The organism is Streptomyces sp. NPDC087420 (genome assembly GCF_044744165.1).
Classification (GTDB): Bacteria; Actinomycetota; Actinomycetes; order Streptomycetales; family Streptomycetaceae; genus Streptomyces.
Genome location: NZ_JBIUXU010000001.1, coordinates 86,903 through 106,235, shown reverse-complemented (window position 1 = coordinate 106,235; position 19,333 = coordinate 86,903). Strand labels below are relative to the sequence as shown.

Genomic DNA, 19,333 nt, shown 5'->3' with positions numbered 1-19,333 from the left:
CCGAGGCGCCGGCAGCTGCGGTCAGCCCTTGTACCACTTCTGATTGGACGTGCCCTTGCAAGTCCACAGCTGCAACTTGGTGCCCGAGGCCGTGCCCTTGTCCAGGACGTCGACGCACTTGTCGGCGGAGCTGTTGACGAGATCGCCCGGGCCCGCGAGGTAGAACTGCTGGCCGGGGCCGCCGTTGCAGGTCACCAGCTGGATGGCGGCCCCGCTGCTCGTGGAGTTCCCCGCCACGGTCATGCACAGGCCCATGGAGCGGACGGTGCCGTCCGGGCGGAACGACCACGACTGATTGGCCTGCTTACTGGAGTTGCAGTCCCACAGCTGGAGGCGGGTGCCCGATCTGCCCTTGCCGTTCAGGGAGTCGGTGACATCGATGCAGCGGCCCGACGCCACACCCACCAGCCGCACGCCCGGCGGCGCGGTCTGACCCGAGCCCTGGGCCTGCTTCACCGGCGCCTTGCTCCCCGGGCCGGTACCGCCCGTACCGCCCTCACCGCTCCCGGCTCCGGAGCCGCCTGTGGACCCGCCGCCCTGCTCCGTACCGTTCGCGCCGCCGCCGTCTTTCGCCGGAGGCGTTGACTTCGACCCGCCGTCCTTCGGCCGGTCCTTCGGCCGGTCCGAGCCGGCCGGCGCCCCACCACCTGCGGGCGGTACAACTCCCGCGCCCACGCCGGGATTCGGCGGGACGTACGCACCCCCGCCGCCGCTGCCCCCTCGTGGGGCGGGCGACCGGTCCGTGCGCTCCTCCGACGAGGCGGGGGAAGGGGAGGGGGACGGGGTGGCCACCCCCGGCTCCCGCTCGGCCGCCGCCTCGGCCACGCTCGTGCTGGATTCCCCGGAGCCGGGGGTCAGGTCGATCGACGCGAGCAGCGGCACGGTGAGGATGCCCACACCCGTGAGGGCGGCGGCGACGGCCGTCGTCGCCCAGACCCGCGATCCCGGCAGCAGACCCCGGCGGGGCAGTGACGGGCGGCGGGCGAACGTCTCGGCGAAACCGCCGCCCTGTCCCGTACCAGAGCCGCTGCCCTGGCTCGTGCCGGGGCCGGGAGTGGGTTCCTCGGGCCGTCCGGAAGGGGTGGTGTGGGGGAAGGACGGCACGTGGGCTCCGTACGGATCGGATGGAAGCGGATGAGCGGAAGGCGGCACTCCGAGGATCTCGGTCCCCACCGACACCGCTCCACGCACATTGGGAAAACGCTTGGTTAACACGGCCCGCACAACCCGTCGGTTCGTCATGATCGGCGCACAGATGCCCAGTTCAGAGCCGTGCGAGGCCGACACAGGACGAACCGCCCACCGCCTATCCTCCTCTCGTCCGCCACTCATCCGTACGCCACTCCCGAGGGAATCAGGGGGCTGAGGCCATGCCACGCATCGACATCGGGCACACCGGCATCGAGCACACCGGCGAGGAACCGTCGGCGGCCCACGCGCCGCCTCCGGGCGATCGCACACTCCCCCTGCTGCTCGCCGAACGCGACAGCCTGCGCCACTACGTCGCGGGACTGATGGGCCGCGACACCCAGGGCGCCGAGGACATCGTCCAGGAGACCCTGTTGCGCGCGTGGCAGCTCGCCGGGCGGCTGGACTGGCAGGACAGGCCGATCAGGATGTGGCTGTTCCGGGTGGCGCGCAATCTCGTGATCGACGCGAGGCGCAAGGACCGGGCCGTCCCGGTCGGTCTCTCCACGGCCGACTTCGCGGCCGTCGCGCCCGCCTCCGTCCCCGACCACGCCGAACAGGTCAGCGAACGCTGCCTGTTGGTGGCGGCGATGCGCACGCTGGACCCGCCGCGCAGGGAGGCGGTCGCCCGTGTCCACCTCCTGGGACAGCCGGGCGAGGACGTCGCCCGGCTGCTGGGCGTCCCGCGAGGGACGGTCAAGTCCCGTACGCATCACGGGATCCGGGCGCTGCGCGCGGAGCTGAGCGGGAACGCCGCGTGAGCGCCTCGGGCGGGGCGGCCCAGTGGCTCGGACTCGCCGGGATCCTGGTCCTGGTCATCACGCTGACACTCTGGCTGGTACGGCGTGCGGGCGGTCCGCGGGCGGTGTGGCGCCGGGCGACGCGTGAAGTACGGCTCACAGGGCGGGCGTTCAGCGAACCCGTACGCGCCCAGCTGCGCTATCGGCGGCGGGTGCGGCTGCTCGGCCGGCTGCTGCGCGACCGGTCCGGATGGGCCGACGCGGAGCGGGCGGTGCTGCTGGCGGCACGGCTCCTGCCGGGATTCACGCCGTACGGAGCTTTGCTCGGACCCGACCTGGTCGGCGTGCTGGTGACGGGGCAGGCGGCGAACACGGCTGGTGGTACGGGGGGTTCGGGCGGCGTGCCCGACCTGCCCGAGCCCTGGGTCGCGGACGACGCGGAGCCCCGGCTGTGGTGGATCGCGCGGTCGGACGTGGCGACGGCGGAGGAGCCGGACGCCGGGGCGGCGGGTGAACCGGCAGGCCCGGAGGGCGCGTTGTCCCCGGCGTCCCCCGCCTCCCCGCCCCTGCTGTGCTGTGTCGGGACCGACGGCCGACGCGCCGTACTGCTCGACCTGCACGCCTGCCCCGCCACGGTCGCGGTCCTGGGAGTCCCCCGCACCGCCCGCGCGGTGGTGCAGTCGCTCGCCGCTCAGCTCGACGCGCGGCTTCCCGCCGGGTCCGTGGAGGTCGCGTCCGGAGTACACCCGCGGTACGCGGGCCGTACGGGCGCGGAGGTGCTGGCCTCGCCCGCCGGGACGTACGCGGTGTGCGCCGAGCCGCCACGGACGCCGGTGCCCGAAGGGGTCAGGCTGCTGTGTCTGGGGGTGGGCCGGGGGCGCGCGCTGTTGCTCGAAGCCTCCCAGGACGGCCTGTTGGAGGTGCACGGCGCCGCGCCGTCGCTGCGGGTCGACGCGCTGCCGCTGACGCGGGCGGTGGTACGGGCCCTCCCGGTCCTGCCTCCATACGACGACACGGCCGGGCTCGGCGCCGGTGCTCCCGGCCCGGAGAGCGACCGTGAACGGACGGGCGCGGGCGGTGGTGTGGCAACGGTGAACTCCGCACGCCCCGTGGCCGGTTCGGGAGCCACGCGCGCCCTCGCCGGATCGAGCGCCGCGCGCCCCGTGGCCCCCGCGACCGCTCCCGACGAGTTCACCGAACCCGAGGCGACCGTCGGGGCCAGCGCCGTACCGCAGGGCCCGGAACACACCGGCGCGCGTACACCGCCCCCCGTACAGCAAACCGAGCCACCCACACCCCTCCCCCGGCCCGGCGACGACGATCTCGCCGAGCCCTCCGAGTCCGGCACCGCCGGCGTCTCCGCCGCAGGGGCGCCCGCCGCGGGCGCGGTGCCCGCGGCCCGTGGAAAGAGCTGACGTGCATCTCACTCTCACCACCGTCGACAGCGCGGACGGTGTCCGGCGCGACCATCTGCTGCGGCTGTCCCCGCACGCCACGGTCGGCGAGGTCGCCGCCGCGGTGTCCGAGCCGCCCCGGCCGCTCTACTCCGGTGCCGACCGGCTCGACCCGTCCCTCGCGGCGGCCAGGGCCGGACTGCGCGACGGTACGCTCCTGGGCCTCGGCGGCCCGGCCGAAGGGCCCGATCTCGTACGGCTGCCGGCCATCGACGCGCGGCCCGCGCTCGTGGAGCTGCACGCGGTGTCGGGACCGGGAGCGGGCCGCACCTGGCGGCTGGGCCAGGGCAGTCACGAGATCGGCACCGACGTCCTGTGCGCGGTCGGACCGCTCGGCGACGCCCCGGCCGGCGGCCCCGACGCCCCCGCCGCCACGCCCGGTGTCCCCACGCACGGCCTCTGGGTGACCGTGCGCGCGGACGGCTCCGCCTACTGGCATCGCACCGACACGGCTCCCCGCGACACCGTGCTCGGCAGGACCGTGGAACCGCCCGCCGAGGACGCCGTGACCGCCGCCGTCTCCCGCGGGCCACGGCCCCGCCGGGGCGCGCCGGCGGCCGGCGGCGCGCCCGCTCCCGGACCCGGCGGGCCCACACCCTGGCCCCTCGGCGAGGATCTGACCGTCGGACCCGCCCTGCTGCGGCTGACCTCCCTCGTCGAGCCGGACGCGGCGGTCACCGAGTCCGCCGACGGATTCGGCCTCGACTACAACCGTCCGCCCCGCATCGCCCCGCACCTGGACGGTGACCGCGTACGGATGCCGCAGCCGCCGTCGCCCTCCGCCAAACGGCCGTTCCCGGCGCTGATGATGATGCTGCCGATCGCTCTCGGCCTGGTCATGGTGTGGGTGTTCCACTCGTACTACTTCCTGGTCTTCATCCTCTTCAGCCCCCTGATGCTGGTGTCCAACTGGGTCACGGGCCGCCGCTCCGGCCGCAAACTGCACGAGGAGGCGGAGCGGCGTTACGCGCGGCGGCGCGCGGCACTGGAGGAGGAGATCAGGACGGCGGTCGCGCGCGAGCGCCGGATCAGGGACGTCACCGGCCCCGACCCGGCCGCCGCGGCGCTGACCGCCACGGGTCCCGGGGGCCGGCTGTGGGAGCGGCGGCGGCACGATCCCGACCACCTCGTCCTGCGTCTGGGCACGGCCGACCAGCCGTCGCTGAAGGAGCTGGAGGATCCGGCCAGGGAGGAGAACCACCGTACGGTGCGGTGGAACATTCCCGACGTGCCCGTCGGTGTGGACCTGCCCGCCCACGGTGTGGTCGGGGTGGCGGGCGCCGCCCCGGCCGTGGGGTCCCTGGCGCGCTGGCTGGTGATCCAGTCCGCCGTCCTGCACAGCCCGCGCGACCTGCGGATCGTCCTCCTCACGGAGGCGGACCGGGCCGGCGGCTGGGACTGGGTGCGCTGGCTGCCGCATCTGCGGCCGATGTCGTACGAGGGGGCGGCGGCCACCGTCCCCACCGGACCGGCCACCGTCCTCACGGGACCGGCCTCCATCCTCATCGGCAACGACGAGGCGTCGACCTCCGCCCGGATCTCCGAGCTGGTCTCCCAGGTGCAGTCGCGCCGCCGGGCGAGGGGGGACGGCGGCCGCGCCGAGGTCCCGGGGCCCGATCTGCTGGTGATCGCCGACGGCGCGCGGCGGCTGCGGGACGTGCCGGGGATGGTCCAGATCCTCACCGACGGGCCGGGGGTCCGTATCTTCAGCGTCTGCCTGGACGAGAGCGAGCGGCTGCTCCCTGAGGAGTGCACGGGGGTGGTGCTGGCCGACGGCCCTCTGCTCACCGTCAAACGCCCCGGGATGCCCGACCTCCCCGCCGTCCGGGCCGACGAGGTGCGGCCGGACTGGTGCGAGCAGGTGGCGCGCGCGCTGGCGCCCGTACGGGACGTGAGCCCCGAGCACGACGCCGGACTCCCGCAGCGGGTAAGGCTCGTGGACCTGCTCGGCCAGGAACCGCCCAGCGCGGCGGCCCTGTGGGAGAACTGGCGGGAGCGCCCCGCGTCCACGTCCTTCGTCCTCGGTACGGGATTCGACGGTCCAGTGTCGCTGGATCTGGTCCAGGACGGTCCGCACGGGCTGGTGGCGGGGACGACCGGGTCGGGCAAGTCCGAGCTGCTCCAGACGTTCGTGATCTCGCTGGCGGCGGTGAACCGGCCGGACGAGCTGACGTTCGTGCTGATCGACTACAAGGGCGGCAGCGCCTTCAAGGAGTGCGCCGAACTCCCGCACACGCTGGGCATGGTGACCGACCTGGACGCCCATCTGGTCGAGCGGGCCCTGGCCTCGCTCGGTGCCGAACTGCGCCGGCGTGAGCGGGTGCTGGCAGCGGCGGACGCCAAGGACCACGTCGAGTACCGCACGAAGCGGGCGGCCGATCCGGCGCTCGCGCCCCTGCCCCGGCTGGTGCTGGTGATCGACGAGTTCGCGACGCTGGTGCGGGAGGTGCCGGACTTTGTCCCCGGGCTCATCAGCCTGGCGCAGCGCGGGCGTTCGCTCGGCATCCATCTGATCCTGGCCACCCAGCGTCCGGCCGGTGTGGTGACGGGGGACATCCGCGCCAACACCAATCTGCGGATCGCCCTGCGGGTCACCGACCAGACCGAGAGCCACGACGTCGTGGACACGAAGGAGGCCGTGGACATCTCGCCGCGCACCCCGGGGCGGGCCGTGGTGAAGCGCGGTCCGCGCTCCGCCGAGCCTTTCCAGACGGCGTGGGTGGGTGCCGAACGGCCAAAGGTCGAGGAGGAGTTGGAGGAGGTACGGGAGGGGGCGCCGGAAGCCGCTCCGGGAGGCGGGGTCGCCGCCGTGCCGCTCGCCTGGGAGACCCTCGGGCGTGGGGCGGTGCTCCCGCCGGAGACCGTCGTGACCCTCGGAGCGCCGCAAGGGCCCGCCCGCACCGACCTCCAGACGCTCGTCGCCACGATCCGCGAAGCCGCCGCCGGGCTGGACGACTTCGTACCGCAGGCCAGTCCGTGGCTGCCCGCGCTCGGCGAGCGGGTGCTGCTCGACGATCTGGAGCCGCCGTCGGCGCACGGCGCGAACCGTCAGCTCCTCATCCCGTACGCCCTGGAGGACGTACCGGAGTTGCAGCAGCGCAGGCTCGCGGTCGCGGACCTCTCGTCCTTCGGGCATCTGTACGTGATCGGCGCGCCCCGGTCGGGCCGTACCCAACTCCTGCGCACTCTGGCCGGATCCGCCGCCAGGACGGCGAGCTGCGCCGACGTGCACCTCTACGGGATCGACGCGGGGGGCGGCGGCCTGGCCGCGCTCACCGCCCTGCCGCACTGCGGCGCGGTGGTCTCCCGGCACGACGTGGAACGTCTCGGCCGCCTGCTGCGCCGCCTCAACCGGGAACTGACGCAGCGCCAGGACCTGGCCGGGGAACACAGCGCGACCGGCATCACCGAGCTGCGCCGGGTGCTTCCCAAGGCCCAACGGCCCCCGCACATCATGCTGTTGATCGACGGCTGGGACGCCCTGTCGGCGGTTCTGGACGAGCACGACCACGGTCAGCTGGTGCAGGACGTGACCCGGCTGATCCGGGAGGGGGCGGCGGCCGGCATCCATGTGGTCGCGACCTCCGAACGGGCCCTTCTGGGCGGTCGGCTGGCCGCGCACAACGACCACAAGCTGCTGCTCAGGCAGGGCGACCGCAGCGACTATCAGGCGGCCGGCCTCAAGCTGGGCCGGGTGCCCGCGGTCATCGGGCCGGGGCGGGGCTGGCACGTCCTCACCGGCACCGAGACCCAGATCGCGCTGCTCGCGCCCGGCGGTGGCACCGAGCAGGTCGAGGCGCTGCGGGCGATCGGCCGCGAGGCGGCGCGGCGGGACGGACAAGTCCCCGAGGAACGGCGGCCGTTCCGGGTGGAGCCGCTGCCCCGGTCGGTGGAGTTCGCCGACGCGTACGGCAGGGTCCCGGAGTCCGCGCGCCGGCCGCTGTGGGGGCTGCTGGGGCTGGGCGGTGACGACGCGGGGACGGTGGGCGTCGATCTCGCGGGCTCCTCGTCGGTCTTCGCGGTCCTCGGCCCGGCCGGCTCGGGGCGCAGCAACGCCCTTGCCTCGCTGGCCGTTTCCCTGCTGGCCGGTGACACCTCGGTGGTCGTGCTGACCCCCCGCGAATCGCCCCTCAGGGCGCTGGAGCGGCATGCGCGGGCGCGGGTGCTCAGCGAGCCCGACCCGTCGGCCGAGACGGTACGGGCCGCGCTCGACGCGCTCCCGGGACCCCGGGTGGTGGTGATCGACGACGCCGATCTGCTGATGACACCGGCCGCGGACAAGGTGCTGCGGGAGATCGCGCTGTCGGGCCGGGACCAGGGGCTCGGGCTGGTGTTCGCGGCGTCGGCCGACGGTCTCCAGTCGGGGCTGAGCGGCTGGACGACGGCGGCGAGGCGGGCGCGGCGGGGGTTGTTGCTGGCGCCCAAGAGCATGGCGGAGGGTGATCTGGCGGGCATCCGGCTGCCGACCAGCGTCGTACGGTCGGCGGGCCGGCCGGGACGGGCGTGGACGGCCGGCCCCGACGGCACGCCGATGGCGGTGCAGGTGCCGCTGACGGTGCTGCGTCCGGCGCAGTAGCCCGGGTGAGCGCTCGTACACGAGAGGGGCGGGACCGGTGTCGTACCACCGGTCCCGCCCCTCTCACCGTCGGCCCTGCGGCCGACTCCCGCCGGGATCAGCCCTGGTTGAGGCTGTTCTTGATGCCCTCGTCGAAGTCGATGGCGTTCTTCATGATGCCGTTGAACATCTCGGAGAAGTCGTTGATGCCCTTCACCGCCGCCGTGAGGCTGGTGTCGAAGTTGTTGTACGTCGTGCGGATGACCTCGCTGGACTGCTGGAAGACCATGCCGTCGTCGACGAGCAGGTTGACCCTGTTGTGGAGGTTGACGAGCATCGGCACGATCTGCTCGTGGGCCGCCAGCAGCAGGCCGGCGACGTCCTCGATCTTGTCGTACTGGAGGTTGATCCCGTTGTAGGCCATGTCGTCCTTCGCTTCGGTCGGTTCGGTCGGTTCGGTCGGTTCGGTCGCTTCGGTTGGGGGGTGTGACGGATCTGCGGGACAGCGGTCAGGCGGAGTCGGAGTTGTCGCCGCCCACCTGGTCCCAGTCCGGTGGGTTCTGTCCCTCGGCGGGTCGCGGGCCCCGGGTGTAGTCGGTGCGTTCGCCGTCGCTGTTGGTGACCGTCATCGTGCCGCTGCCGTCGGTGTTCAGATGGGTCTCGGAGCGGACCGTACTGCCGTCGGGGTAGGCGGTGTCGGTGACGTAGGTGTTGCCGTTGTCGCTGTAGGTCGTGGTGGAGGTGTACGTCTTGCCGTCGTACGTGACGGTCGACTCCTCCTTGATCACATGGTTCTCGCCGTCGAGCGTCAGATGCGTCTGGACGCTGCCGCGCTCCGTGGTGATCGTCTGGTCGACCGGGGGGTTGGGTCCCGGGTCGGTCGCCGAGCAGAAGTCCGGCATCGAGCCGTCGGGGCCCGGCACACACTGGTCGAGGTGGGCCTGGCGGTAGTCCCACTGCTCCTTCTGCCGCAGGTAGTTCCCGAGGCCGAGGTTGCTGCCGGTGATGCCCATGCCCTGGGCCAGCTCGGAGTCGAAGGAGAGGAACGCCTCGCCCACCGAGCCGAAGGCGCCGGCGAGTTCCTTCAGACCGTCGTACGCCCTGCTCAGGGTGTTCTTGGCCTCGGCGCGCAGCCCGGAGACCGCGTCGGCGACGTCCACGCTGCCGAGGACCGCCGCCGCGTCGCCGCCCGTGGCCAGTTCGGTGAAGAGGCTGCTGTCGAGGATGGGACCGATGTCCCCGGCCAGTCGTTCCATGTCGCGCTTGGCGTCGTTGAGGACGTCGTAATCGATCCTGAGCCTGTCCGGCAAGGTGTGCCTCCCTGGCGCCGTCGCCGCTCCGGGACTGATCCCGTTCGGCAGGACCACGTGCGGGGGACGGAACCGGTTCACGGCTCGGGGTCACGGCGACGGTTCATGGCGCGGAGCGTCGCCGTGAACCGGAATCGCCGCCCGCACGTGGTCCGTTGGGAATCCGGGGTGCTTCCGGGTACGGAGGGAAAAGCCGCCATGCCACGTCCGACGGACTGGAACGCGATCGGGCTGTCGGGAGACCCCACGCCCGGGGAACCCGACCGGATCACCGAACTGGCCGACCTGTTCACCGAACTCGGCGGTACCGCCCGGCGCATCTGGATCGCCGTCGAGGCCGTGATGAGCAACGCCAACGACAGCGTGTTCGTGGGCGAGGCGGCCGACGCGCTGCGGGGCAAGGTGGACGGCCGGCTGCGCGGCCATGTCGAGGACGTGGCCTGGGCGTTCGAGACGTCGGCCGGCGCGTTGCGTGAGTGGGCCGGGACGGTCACCGAACAGCAGCGGACGGCCGACGCCGCGCTGGCGGCCGGGCGCGGGCTCGCGGAGGACGATCCCGTACGGGAGCAACTGGCCACCACCGCGCGGGAGGCCGGGGACGCGCAGGCGGAGCAGGGCAGGAACGTGGCGGGGCGGATCTCCGCCGTCTCGCACATCTCGCTGCCGATCTCGGCGTGCAAGGTCTTCTGGGAGGCCTTCCAGTGGCTGGCGATCATCCTGATCATCCCGGCGCTGATCTTCGGCGGCCCGATCGCGCTGCTGGCGCTGGGGGTCAATCTGACGCTGTTCATCAAGACGGTGGTGGACTTCGCGCGCGGTGACGCCACGTTCCTGGACCTGTTCCTGGCCGGGCTCGGGCTCATCGCGCCCACCACCAAGGGCCTGCCCATCTTCCAGATCATCAAGGCGGGCACGAAGGCGTTCACCCAGGGGCTGGCGAACTTCGGCAAGGCAACGCTGGTCCTGCTCCGCAACCTGTTCACCGGGGGCGGGTTCCGCTTCGCCACGATCTTCCCGGGTCTGCGTGATCTGGTGCGGCTGTCGACGAGTTGGGTCCGCACCGGCGGGCTCTGGGTGATGCGGGGCATCACCGACCTGCCACGGATCGCGAACGTCGTGCAGCGGGGCGGACTGATCGTCTTCCAGAACGTGAAGGGCCTTCCCGCGCTCGTACGGGGTCTCCCGGCGGCGCTCGGCCGGGGCGGGGCGTTCGCCTGGCAGGGCGCGCGGGCCGGGCTCGGCGCGACCTGGTCCTTCGCCAGGGCCGAGTTGGGCGGCGGGAAGTGGCTGCGGCTGCTGCTGCCCGTGGACGCGCGGGAGATCGGGCGGTTCGGGCTGGCGAAGGCGCTGCGGATCGGGTTCTTCGAGCGCGGGGTGCTCGGGCAGGCGCGGTACGGCGCGGCGGTGGGCGCGGTCGGCCGGGGCATCAGCGGCGCGCCGATCCCGACGTCGCCGGCGCACGGTCTGGTGGACGGCCTGGTCGATCTGCCGCGCTTCGACCTGGCGAACGTACGGCTCGGGGAGTGGGCCGGGCCCGGGGCGGGTCTGCGGCCGTTCGAGATGACAAACGGGGCGCTCCACACCGGGCTGCGCCCGCCGGAGCTGAGTCTCGGTCCGGTGGGGAGCCTCGGCGCGGGGGTGGGCGAGCGCACCGGGCTCGGCTTCCACGCCTCGCGGCAGCTGGACGCGCTGGTGGATCTGCCGGCCGGTCAGCTGGGTGCGATACGGGCCGGGGACTGGGCGGTCGGGCCGGGGCGGGTGGACGTGGGGCCGGGGGTCAGCGTGATCGGCGCGCCGCAGGTCGTCCATCAGTCGGGGCTGTATCTGCCCGCCTCGGCGGGGGTGCCCGGGACGGCGGGCCTCGGCGCGCTCGCCACGGGCACACCGGTGCCGGGCGCAGCGCACGCGGGACTCGCGGGGGTGCAGGCGCCGCCGCCGGGCACGGCGACGGTGGATCTGCTCACGTCGTCGGCGCGGCCGGGGGCGACCCCGGCGCCGGTACACACCGCGCTCGCCTCCGGCGGTGTCACACCGCCCGGTGTCACGGTCACCCCGCACGCGCTGGTGTCGGTGGTGCCCGGTACGGCGCCCGGCCTCGGCCACACCGCGCTGAGCGCCGTCCAGGCGCCGCCGCCGGGAGCGGTGGTCGCGGGCGACCTGCTGACACCTGCCTCCGCCCCTGCCCCGCACGCGGGCACACCGGGCGGCGCGCACACGGTGGCCGGTGCCGGGCCCCACGTCCGGCCGGCCGCGTCGGGGAGTGTGTCGGCGCTCGACCTGGTGGCGGGCGGCAGGGCGGGCCCCGACCTGACGGTGACGGGGGTGAGCGGGGCGGGAAGCGGTTTCGCGGAACGTACGACCAGCGCCCTGACGGCCCATCAGGTACGGCTGCACCTGGACGACTTCGTACGGATGCCGGGCGCGGAGACGTCCCGTACCGGGCCGACGCTCACCGGAGCGGTGACCACGGGCCCGGCCGCTCCGGGGCCGGTCAGCACGACCGCTGCCCCCACTGGCCCGGCCACCACCGGCCCAGGTGCGGGCCCCGTCACGGCAGGGGTGGTTCCACCCGGGTCCGGACCGGGAGCCGTCCCGCACGGTCCCGCCTTCGACACGGCCGGCGCCGGTCTCGACGGCCGGCCGCCGGTCAGGGGCGCCGACCACGCGTCGGCCGGGGCCCCCGGGCCGCACGGGTCGCAGGGTCCGCGCCCCACCACCGGCATCCCGGCGGACGGCGGCCCCGGGATGTCCGGCCTCGGCGACCCGGGCGGTACGGCGGGCTTCTCCGCCGTCGACAAGGGCAAGGGCAAGGCCCACGCGGGCGCCCCGGCCGCCGGGCCGGGACCGGCCGTCGCGCCCGGTGCGCCGGTGGGAACGCGACTCCCCCACGAGCCAGGAACAGCCGTATCCCTGACCGGCACACCCCACCGCCTCACCCCGGACCAGATCGCCCGGCTGTGGGCCAGGGACGCGGACCGGGTCGACGCGCTGTTCGGCGCGGCGGACGATCCGCTGCGCGAGGTACGGCGCGACGCCTGGCGCGACTTCGCCCAGGCCCGGCACGATCTGGGACGGAACCAGGCCCTTTTGCGGGAGGGGCCGGCGGCCACCTCGTCCGGTCCGAGCGTCCACGACCTCGCCCTGCGCGGGCGGCTGGACAGCGCCGGGCAGCACTACACCGACACCCACCGGCGGCTCACAGACCTGGGGGTGGACCCGGCAGGCATCGACCGGGGCATACACGCCATCCACACCCGGAGCCTGGCGGAGCACCCCCGGCTGGACGGCGGCATGTTCCACCTCGACCACACCACACAGCCCCAGCCACACCCCCAGCCGCACCCACACCCCCAGCCCCAGCCGCACGGGATCGCGAATCTCCTCGCCGGCCCAGCCCCGCACCACCCACCCGCACCGCCCGTCCCCCTCCGGGGGTTCGACGGACAGCCCACCGGTCAGGTCCTCCACCTCGACCCGGCGGGCGGCGGCCCCCGGCTGGAAGGCCCGGGCGGGGCGGCCGTCGAGCTGCGGGACGGCCGGGTCCGGGTCGCCGGACCCGACGGCGGATACCGCGACTTCGACGCGACCGGCGGTCAACTGCTCCAGGAACGACTGCCGTTGTACGGCCCCGACGGACGCCCCTTCCACCGCGCGGCCGTCGACGTGGGCCCCGCCGGCACGTACGCCCTGCACCAGGGTGGCGGACGCCACCTCGACGTCCCGGGCGGCGGCGGGTTCCGGGTCAGTGACCCGGCGACCGGCGCCACGGCCGCCTTCGACGCGCGCGGCGCCCATCTGGCCGACGGCGTACGGCTGCGCGGGCCGGGCGGCCACTTCGCGCCGGGCGACGAGATCGTCACAGCGGGCGCCGGGGGACGTACCATCACCGACCTGGACGGCACTCCGCTGCCCGGACGGCAGGTGCACGCCCTCGACGGAGGCGGCCTGCGGGTCACCGACCCCGCGACCGGCGCGTCCGCACGCTTCACGCCCCAGGGCATCGAGGTCGAGCGCGGCACCGCACTCGCGCGCGCCGACGGGGCTCCCGTCCACGCGGTCGCGAACGGCGACGGCGGGTACCGGCTGACGGACCTCGACGGCGGGCGCCTGCCCGGCCGGGTCGCCGCCGATCCCGACAGCGGCGGCTTCCGCGTCGCGGACGGCCAAGGCCCCGGCCATCAGCTGTACGGGCCCGACGGCGCGCACACCGGGCGCGGTATGCCCCTCACCGGCCGCGACGGCCTCGGGGCCGGCCATCTGGACCTGCGGACGGACGGCACCCTGCGCTGGGTCGACGACCCGTTCGCCCCCACGGCGGGCCGCGCCGCCGAGCGCGGACCCGGCGGGCAGATCCAGGTCGGGCTGCCCGGCGGTGGCCACCAGGTGTTCGACCCGGCGTCCGGGGCGCTGCTCCGGGAGGTCACCCCGCTGCCGGGCGGCGCGGGCACCCGGACCGAGTGGGCGGGTCATCGCAGCTTCCGCCAGGGCGAGTTCATGGAGGTGCGGGCGGACGGCAGTCCCCTGCGCCAGGGCGTGAACGTCGTCCAGGACGGACGCAGGACCGACTTCCAGTACGTCGTGGACTTCCCGCAGGGCGGCGGCCGGGCCACCTGGCACCGTACCCGCGCGGGAGCCGGGGGCGGCGCCGAGCGGGCCGTGGACGGCACCTTCCACCAGGGCAAGGTCACGTCGTACGGCCCTGACGGCAGTTGGCTGCGGCTGGACAGCTCCACCGGCAAGGGCGTCGAGGTCTTCCAGCGGCGCGTCCTGCCGGGCGGTGGCGTGCTGGACGCCTTCCGCCGTACGGACACCGTCGGCTTCGGCCACTTCAACCGCCGTACGGTCTGGGTGCGTTGGGGCGAGGACGGGGCCCTGCGCGACTGGGGCACCCGGCACTACGACACGGCAGGTACGGGCTGGCGGGACCTCCCGCACACCCGCCTCGGCGGCGGGCGGCCCGGGACGGGCGCGGTGCGGGAGTACCGCGACGGCCTCCAGGCGTACGACAACGGCGCCGGCCACGTCCTGGCCGTCCGGGACGACGCGGGGGCCTGGACCTGGCACCGCTACGACGGCGGAGGCGGCCATCTGGCCGAAGGCCCCCGCACCCACGACCTCGGCGGCGGCTGGACGGACCGTGACGCCACGGGCGGCGTGGTGCAGCGGCAGTGGGGCAGCGGTCATCTCCCGCAGGACGCACGGCACTTCCAGGAGAACCGGCTGGCCTCGCAGGACGGTGTCTGGAACCGCACCGACCTCTGGGAGCGCCAGTCCCCCCACGGCAAGGAGAGCGGAAAGTACGAGGCGATGGGGCCCGGCACCCATCTGCGCACCGAGCGGCTGGGCGAGCAGCGCCCGCCGGCGTGGTTCCGCGACCGCTTCATGGCCGATGTCGGGCACGCCCCGCGCACCCACGCCCATCTCGGCGGCGACAACCGCTTCCAGATGTTCCTGTGGAGCAAGGAGGCGCCGGGCGTGGACGCGATGGGGGGCGCGCGGTACGTCGGGATGGACGGCGGGAGCGTCGACCTCAGCGCCGGCGGGGACTTCGTACGCTCCACGAACAAGCTGCACAGCGGCGACACACTCAAGGTCGGCGACCACGCGCCCCGGCCCGCGCACGACCCGACGCCGGGTGCCCTGGCGTGGCACGAGGGCGGGGCCGCCCCGCGCGGCGGGTACCGCTTCGAGAGCCCGGCCGGCGGCCGGACGCTCTGGGAGGACCGGATCGCCGTGCCCGATGTGCCGCAGGGACAGTGGCCCGTCGCGCGGGAGGGACTGCCCGGCGGCATGGTCCGCGAGTACGCGGATCCCCCGCCCGCCCACCGGCCCCGGGAAACGGGATCATGGGTGACGCGCGACGCGCACGGCAACCTGACAGGCCTTCAGCATCCTTCGCGGGCGCCCCAGGTGGCGGGCCAGGGCGATCTGTTCGTACGGGGCACCGGTGATCCGGACGCGTCGGCGTGGACGTGGAAGCTGGTGGACGCGGCGGGTGACGACGTGGCCGGGGCCGGTGGTCCTGTGGGCGGGCGGCGGGAGTTCTTCCGTGGTTCCACCGACCCGGCGCTGGCGTGGGACGACTCGTTCCGCGACTTCGACGCGGCCGGGAATCTGGTGCGCGAACGCCGCATGCTCGACGGTGGCGGGTACGTGGACGCGTGGGCGGACGGCGACCGGTGGCTGAGCGCCAAGTACCGGCGCGACGGCCAGGCCGTGGACTTCGGCGGGGGCGCGCAGGTCCGCCAGTGGTGGCACGGCGGTGCCTGGCAGGACGACTGGGCGCGCGGCGCCCGGCACTGGCAGGACGTGCTGCGCCCGCAGGGCGGGGCGGACACGACGCTGCGGGCCGTCCCGGTCCACACCAACGGCCCGCTGCGGGTGCGCGAGTACCGCGCGGACGGCCAGGTGGCGGCGGCGGACGGGGTGTGGAAGGAGTTCGACCACGGCTCGGTCGTCCGAGAGCGCAAGGCGCTCGGCGACGGGACGTTCCTGGAGACCGACGCGTGGCGCGGCCAGTGGCGCCGCTACGACGCCGACGGCGGGCTCCTCGCCCAGCGCACCGACAGCGGCCTGGTCTTCGAGACGCACGGCGGTCAGCTCCAACTCACCGGGAACGAGTACGACTTCCGGGGTCCGCTGACCGAAGTGCGCGGCTGGGGACGCCGGGTCCGTGAGGCGCAGCGCATGCCGTGGAGCGGCACGCCGCTCCAGGTCGGCGAGTCGCTCTACCAGCCGTACTGGCAAACGGTCGCGGGCAAGGCGGCGTTGGAGTTCGGCCAGGAGTTCGTGCTGGAGTTCGGCGCGAACCTGGCGGTGAACGGGATCGTGGCGGCCGTGCAGAACAAGCCCTTCACCGGGAAGGACGCGCTCAAGGCGTTCGCCAACGCGGCCGTCTCCGCCGGCATCAAGACCGGGGTCGGCACGATGATCCACGAGAACAGCCTGCCGCTCTTCCGCGATCTCGGCTCGGGCCGCGCGGGCCTGGCCAACGTCGACGGCGGCAAGCACTGGGGGCGCGCGCCCATGAACCACGACAAGACGTGGGCCAACGAGTGGGCCGGCAACGAGACGGCGACCCGCTGGCGCGGCGGCGCGTACGACTTCGGGTTCGGGGTGGGCACCGGTGTGCTGGCCGGCTGGGTCAACGGCTCCATGAACGCGGCGGTGTGGGGCATCAGCGACGCCGAGGGCAACACCGTGAAGCTCACCGGCTGGGACGCGGTCGGCGACGGCGGCATCAACGCCCTCGCCTCCCTGACCACTTCGGTGTCCACCGGTCTCGCGAAGAACATCGCCCTGCTCACCACCGGCGGCCGCCTCTTCCACCGGCAGGGTTTCGCGGACTTCTGGCTCCAACTGCCCTTCAAGATCTTCGAGAAGAGCATCTCGTCGCTGTATCTGACCTCGCCCTACCGGGCGAGCATCAATCCGGCGTGGTACCAGGTGCCGCCGCCCGCTTCCCAGACTCCGTGAGGAACCGCACATGACCCGTCACACGGTGGCGCCCAAGGGCCAGGGCGGCCGGGGCGCCTTCCGCCGGATCGGTGACGCCGTCCGGGCCGCGCGCCCCGGCGATCTGGTGGTGGTCGCGCCCGGCTCGTACCCCGAGGCGGTGGTGCTCGACCGGTCCGTCACCCTGGCGGCGGACGGCGCGCCCGGCTCCGTAACGCTGGCCGCGCCGCCGGGAGGCGGGCCCGCGCTGACCGTGACGGGGCGGGACTGTGCCGTACGGGGTCTGACGGTGCGCGGGGCCGCCGCGGGTGAGGCCGCCGTGAGCGTGACGCCGGGCGGGGGCCTGGTCCTGGAGGACTGCGTGGTCCTGGACGGCCGGGTCGAGGCGCGGGGGGCGGAGGACGAACCCCCGCCTCTCGACGGCGACTTGACGGAGAGCACGGAAAGCACGGAGCGCACGGACTCAGGGACGGACGGGACCTCCGAGGTCAACGCCGGCGTCACCGCGCTGCTGCTGCGGCGCTGCCGGCTGGAGGGGGCGGGGCTGGCCGGGCTGCGCCTGGCGGGTGCCGTACGGGCACAGCTGGACGACACCGGGATCCACGCGGTCGAGGGCACGGGCGTGGTGCTGTCCGGCGCGGCGCGCCTGGTCGCCGTACGGCTGCGGCTCGACGGCACCACGGGGTCCGGGGTACGGCTGCGCGGCCGGGCGCGGCTGCGCCTCACCGATTCCGTGCTGCACCGGGCCGGGCGGGCGGGGCTGCTGCTGGAGGACGGTTCCGAGGCGACGGCGGAGGAGGTACGGATCGACGCGCCGGGCTCGGCGGGTGTGCACCTCACGGGCGCGGCGCGGGCCGAACTCACCGACGTCCGGATCCGGCAGCCGGCGGCCAGCGGACTTGTGGTGGCGGGCCGGGCCGCGCTGACCGCGCACGGGTGCGTGGTCACCGGCGCGGGGGCCAACGGGCTGCTGGTCACCGACGGGGCCGAGGCGCTGCTGACCGACTGCCGGATCGACCGCAGCGCGTTCAGCGCCGTACACCTGTCCGGCACGGCCACCGGGCGGCTGACCGACTGCCTGGTGCGCGAGGGCGCCGAACACGGGGTCCATGTCACGGAGGCGGCCCGCGCCGAGCTGGCGGACTGCGCGCTGGGCGGCCTCGGCATGACCGGGGTCGCGGTCCTCGACAAGGCCGCCGCGACGATCACGGGCTGCCGGATCGACGGCGCGGCCTCCGGCCTCGTGGTGGGTTCGGCCGCCGGGACACGCGTGGAGCACACCGCCGTGAGCGCCACGGCCGAGACCGGCGTCCGGATCGCCGAGGGCGGCGCCGCCACGCTCACGGGCATCCGGATCACCGGGGCGGGGGCGGCCGGTGTGGTGGTCGACGCCGGGGCGGACGTGACGGTGACCGGGGGGTCGGTGGAGGACTGTGCCGGGTCCGGGATCGTCGTATGGACCGGGGCGGAACCGTCGTTCACCGACGTACGGATCCACCGCCCCGCCAAGAACGGCGTCTTCCTCGCCCCGGGCTCCGGCGGCACCTTCACCTCGCTCGACGTGACCGGCGCGGGTTTCCCGGCCCTGCACGTCGGGGCGTCGGCGGAGCCGGTCTTCCGGCAGTGCCGCATCCGCGACTGCGCCGAGGCCCTGGGTGAGGACGCGGGGGCCGCGCCCGTACTGGAGGACTGCACGGCGGACGGGACACCCCTCGTACGGCCCCGGCCGGACACCGCGCCGGCGGCCCTTCCCGCGCCGTCCTCCCCGGGGGCGTCCGCCGCGCCCTCCGCCGCCGCCTCCTCGGAGGACTCCGAAGCCGTCGAGGAGCATCTCGACGACCTGCTGGCCGAGTTGGAGGAGCTGGTGGGCCTGGACCGCGTCAAGCACGACGTGGGCTCGCTGGTCCAGCTGATGCGGACCGTCCGCCGCCGCGAGGAGGCGGGGCTGCCCGCCCCGCCGCTCAGCCGCCATCTGGTCTTCGCGGGCAACGCGGGCACCGGCAAGACGACGGTCGCGCGGCTGTACGGCAGGCTCCTCAAGGCGCTCGGGCTGCTGCGGCGCGGGCACCTGGTCGAGGTGGACCGTACGGCCCTGGTCGGGGAGTACGTCGGTCATACGGGGCCCAAGACGACCGCGGCGTTCACCCGGGCCCTGGGCGGGGTGCTCTTCATCGACGAGGCGTACGCGCTGGCGCCGCCCGGCGGCGGCAACGACTTCGGCCTGGAGGCCGTGACGACCCTGGTCAAGCTGATGGAGGACCACCGTGACGACATCGTGGTGATCGCCGCCGGCTATCCGGAAGAGATGACCCGTTTTGTCAACTCCAATCCGGGTCTGTCCTCCCGCTTCGGCCGGACGCTGGTGTTCGAGGACTACGCGGCGCCCGAACTCGTCTCGATCTTCGAACACCAGGCGCGGGAGCACCGGTACGAGCTGACACCGACGGCCAGGGAGGCACTGACGGGGCTGTTCGAGCGGCTCCCCCGCGACGAGGGCTTCGGCAACGGCCGTACCGCGCGCCAGACCTTCCAGGAGATGACGGAACGCCAGGCGCAACGGGTGGCGGAACTCGGCGCGCCGACCCAGGCGGAACTGATGAGCCTGGAGATCCAGGATCTGCCGTAGGACGC

Annotated in this window: 8 protein-coding genes; 5 read left to right on the top strand and 3 right to left on the bottom strand. The window is 74.4% G+C overall.

Translation table 11 applies throughout. The annotated features are described in order from the left end of the window. Positions 1 to 21: 21 nt before the first annotated feature. Entirely contained in the window at positions 22 to 1,104 is a 1,083-nt protein-coding gene (locus ACIO1C_RS00445) for a ricin-type beta-trefoil lectin domain protein (protein ID WP_401856805.1), read from the bottom strand. A gap of 266 nt (positions 1,105 to 1,370) precedes the next feature. Here ACIO1C_RS00445 and ACIO1C_RS00440 point away from each other — a divergent pair, with 266 nt between their 5' ends. The 3 genes from ACIO1C_RS00440 to ACIO1C_RS00430 are packed head-to-tail and all read left to right on the top strand — an operon-like array spanning position 1,371 to position 7,958. After that, positions 1,371 to 1,949 (top strand): sigma-70 family RNA polymerase sigma factor, encoded by a 579-nt coding sequence (locus ACIO1C_RS00440; protein WP_401856803.1) that lies wholly within the window; start codon positions 1,371 to 1,373, stop codon positions 1,947 to 1,949. Further along, positions 1,946 to 3,343, top strand: coding sequence for a hypothetical protein (locus tag ACIO1C_RS00435; protein WP_401856801.1), 1,398 nt, complete (start codon positions 1,946 to 1,948; stop codon positions 3,341 to 3,343). Before ACIO1C_RS00440 ends, ACIO1C_RS00435 begins: the two co-directional genes overlap by 4 nt. Before the next feature lies 1 nt (position 3,344). Continuing rightward, entirely contained in the window at positions 3,345 to 7,958 is a 4,614-nt protein-coding gene (locus tag ACIO1C_RS00430; RefSeq protein WP_401856799.1) for an FtsK/SpoIIIE domain-containing protein, read from the top strand. A gap of 97 nt (positions 7,959 to 8,055) precedes the next feature. Here ACIO1C_RS00430 and ACIO1C_RS00425 read toward each other — a convergent pair whose 3' ends face one another. Further along, entirely contained in the window at positions 8,056 to 8,361 is a 306-nt protein-coding gene (locus ACIO1C_RS00425; protein ID WP_319678970.1) for a hypothetical protein, read from the bottom strand. An 85-nt stretch (positions 8,362 to 8,446) separates the two neighbouring features. Next, a complete protein-coding gene (locus ACIO1C_RS00420; RefSeq protein ID WP_401856797.1) occupies positions 8,447 to 9,247 on the bottom strand; it encodes a hypothetical protein in 801 nt (266 codons plus the stop codon). A gap of 198 nt (positions 9,248 to 9,445) precedes the next feature. On the opposite strand from ACIO1C_RS00420, the gene ACIO1C_RS00415 reads away from it, so the two are divergent. After that, positions 9,446 to 16,723 (top strand): hypothetical protein, encoded by a 7,278-nt coding sequence (locus tag ACIO1C_RS00415; RefSeq protein ID WP_401856796.1) that lies wholly within the window; start codon positions 9,446 to 9,448, stop codon positions 16,721 to 16,723. A 10-nt stretch (positions 16,724 to 16,733) separates the two neighbouring features. After that, positions 16,734 to 19,328 (top strand): right-handed parallel beta-helix repeat-containing protein, encoded by a 2,595-nt coding sequence (locus ACIO1C_RS00410; RefSeq protein ID WP_401856794.1) that lies wholly within the window; start codon positions 16,734 to 16,736, stop codon positions 19,326 to 19,328. Positions 19,329 to 19,333 lie beyond the last annotated feature (5 nt).

Coding starts and splice junctions, on each gene's coding strand:
- ACIO1C_RS00425 (WP_319678970.1), bottom strand. CDS start 8,361: ATGGCCTACAACGGGATCAACCTCCAGTACGACAAGATCGAGGACGTC.
- ACIO1C_RS00415 (WP_401856796.1), top strand. CDS start 9,446: ATGCCACGTCCGACGGACTGGAACGCGATCGGGCTGTCGGGAGACCCC.
- ACIO1C_RS00410 (WP_401856794.1), top strand. CDS start 16,734: ATGACCCGTCACACGGTGGCGCCCAAGGGCCAGGGCGGCCGGGGCGCC.
- ACIO1C_RS00440 (WP_401856803.1), top strand. CDS start 1,371: ATGCCACGCATCGACATCGGGCACACCGGCATCGAGCACACCGGCGAG.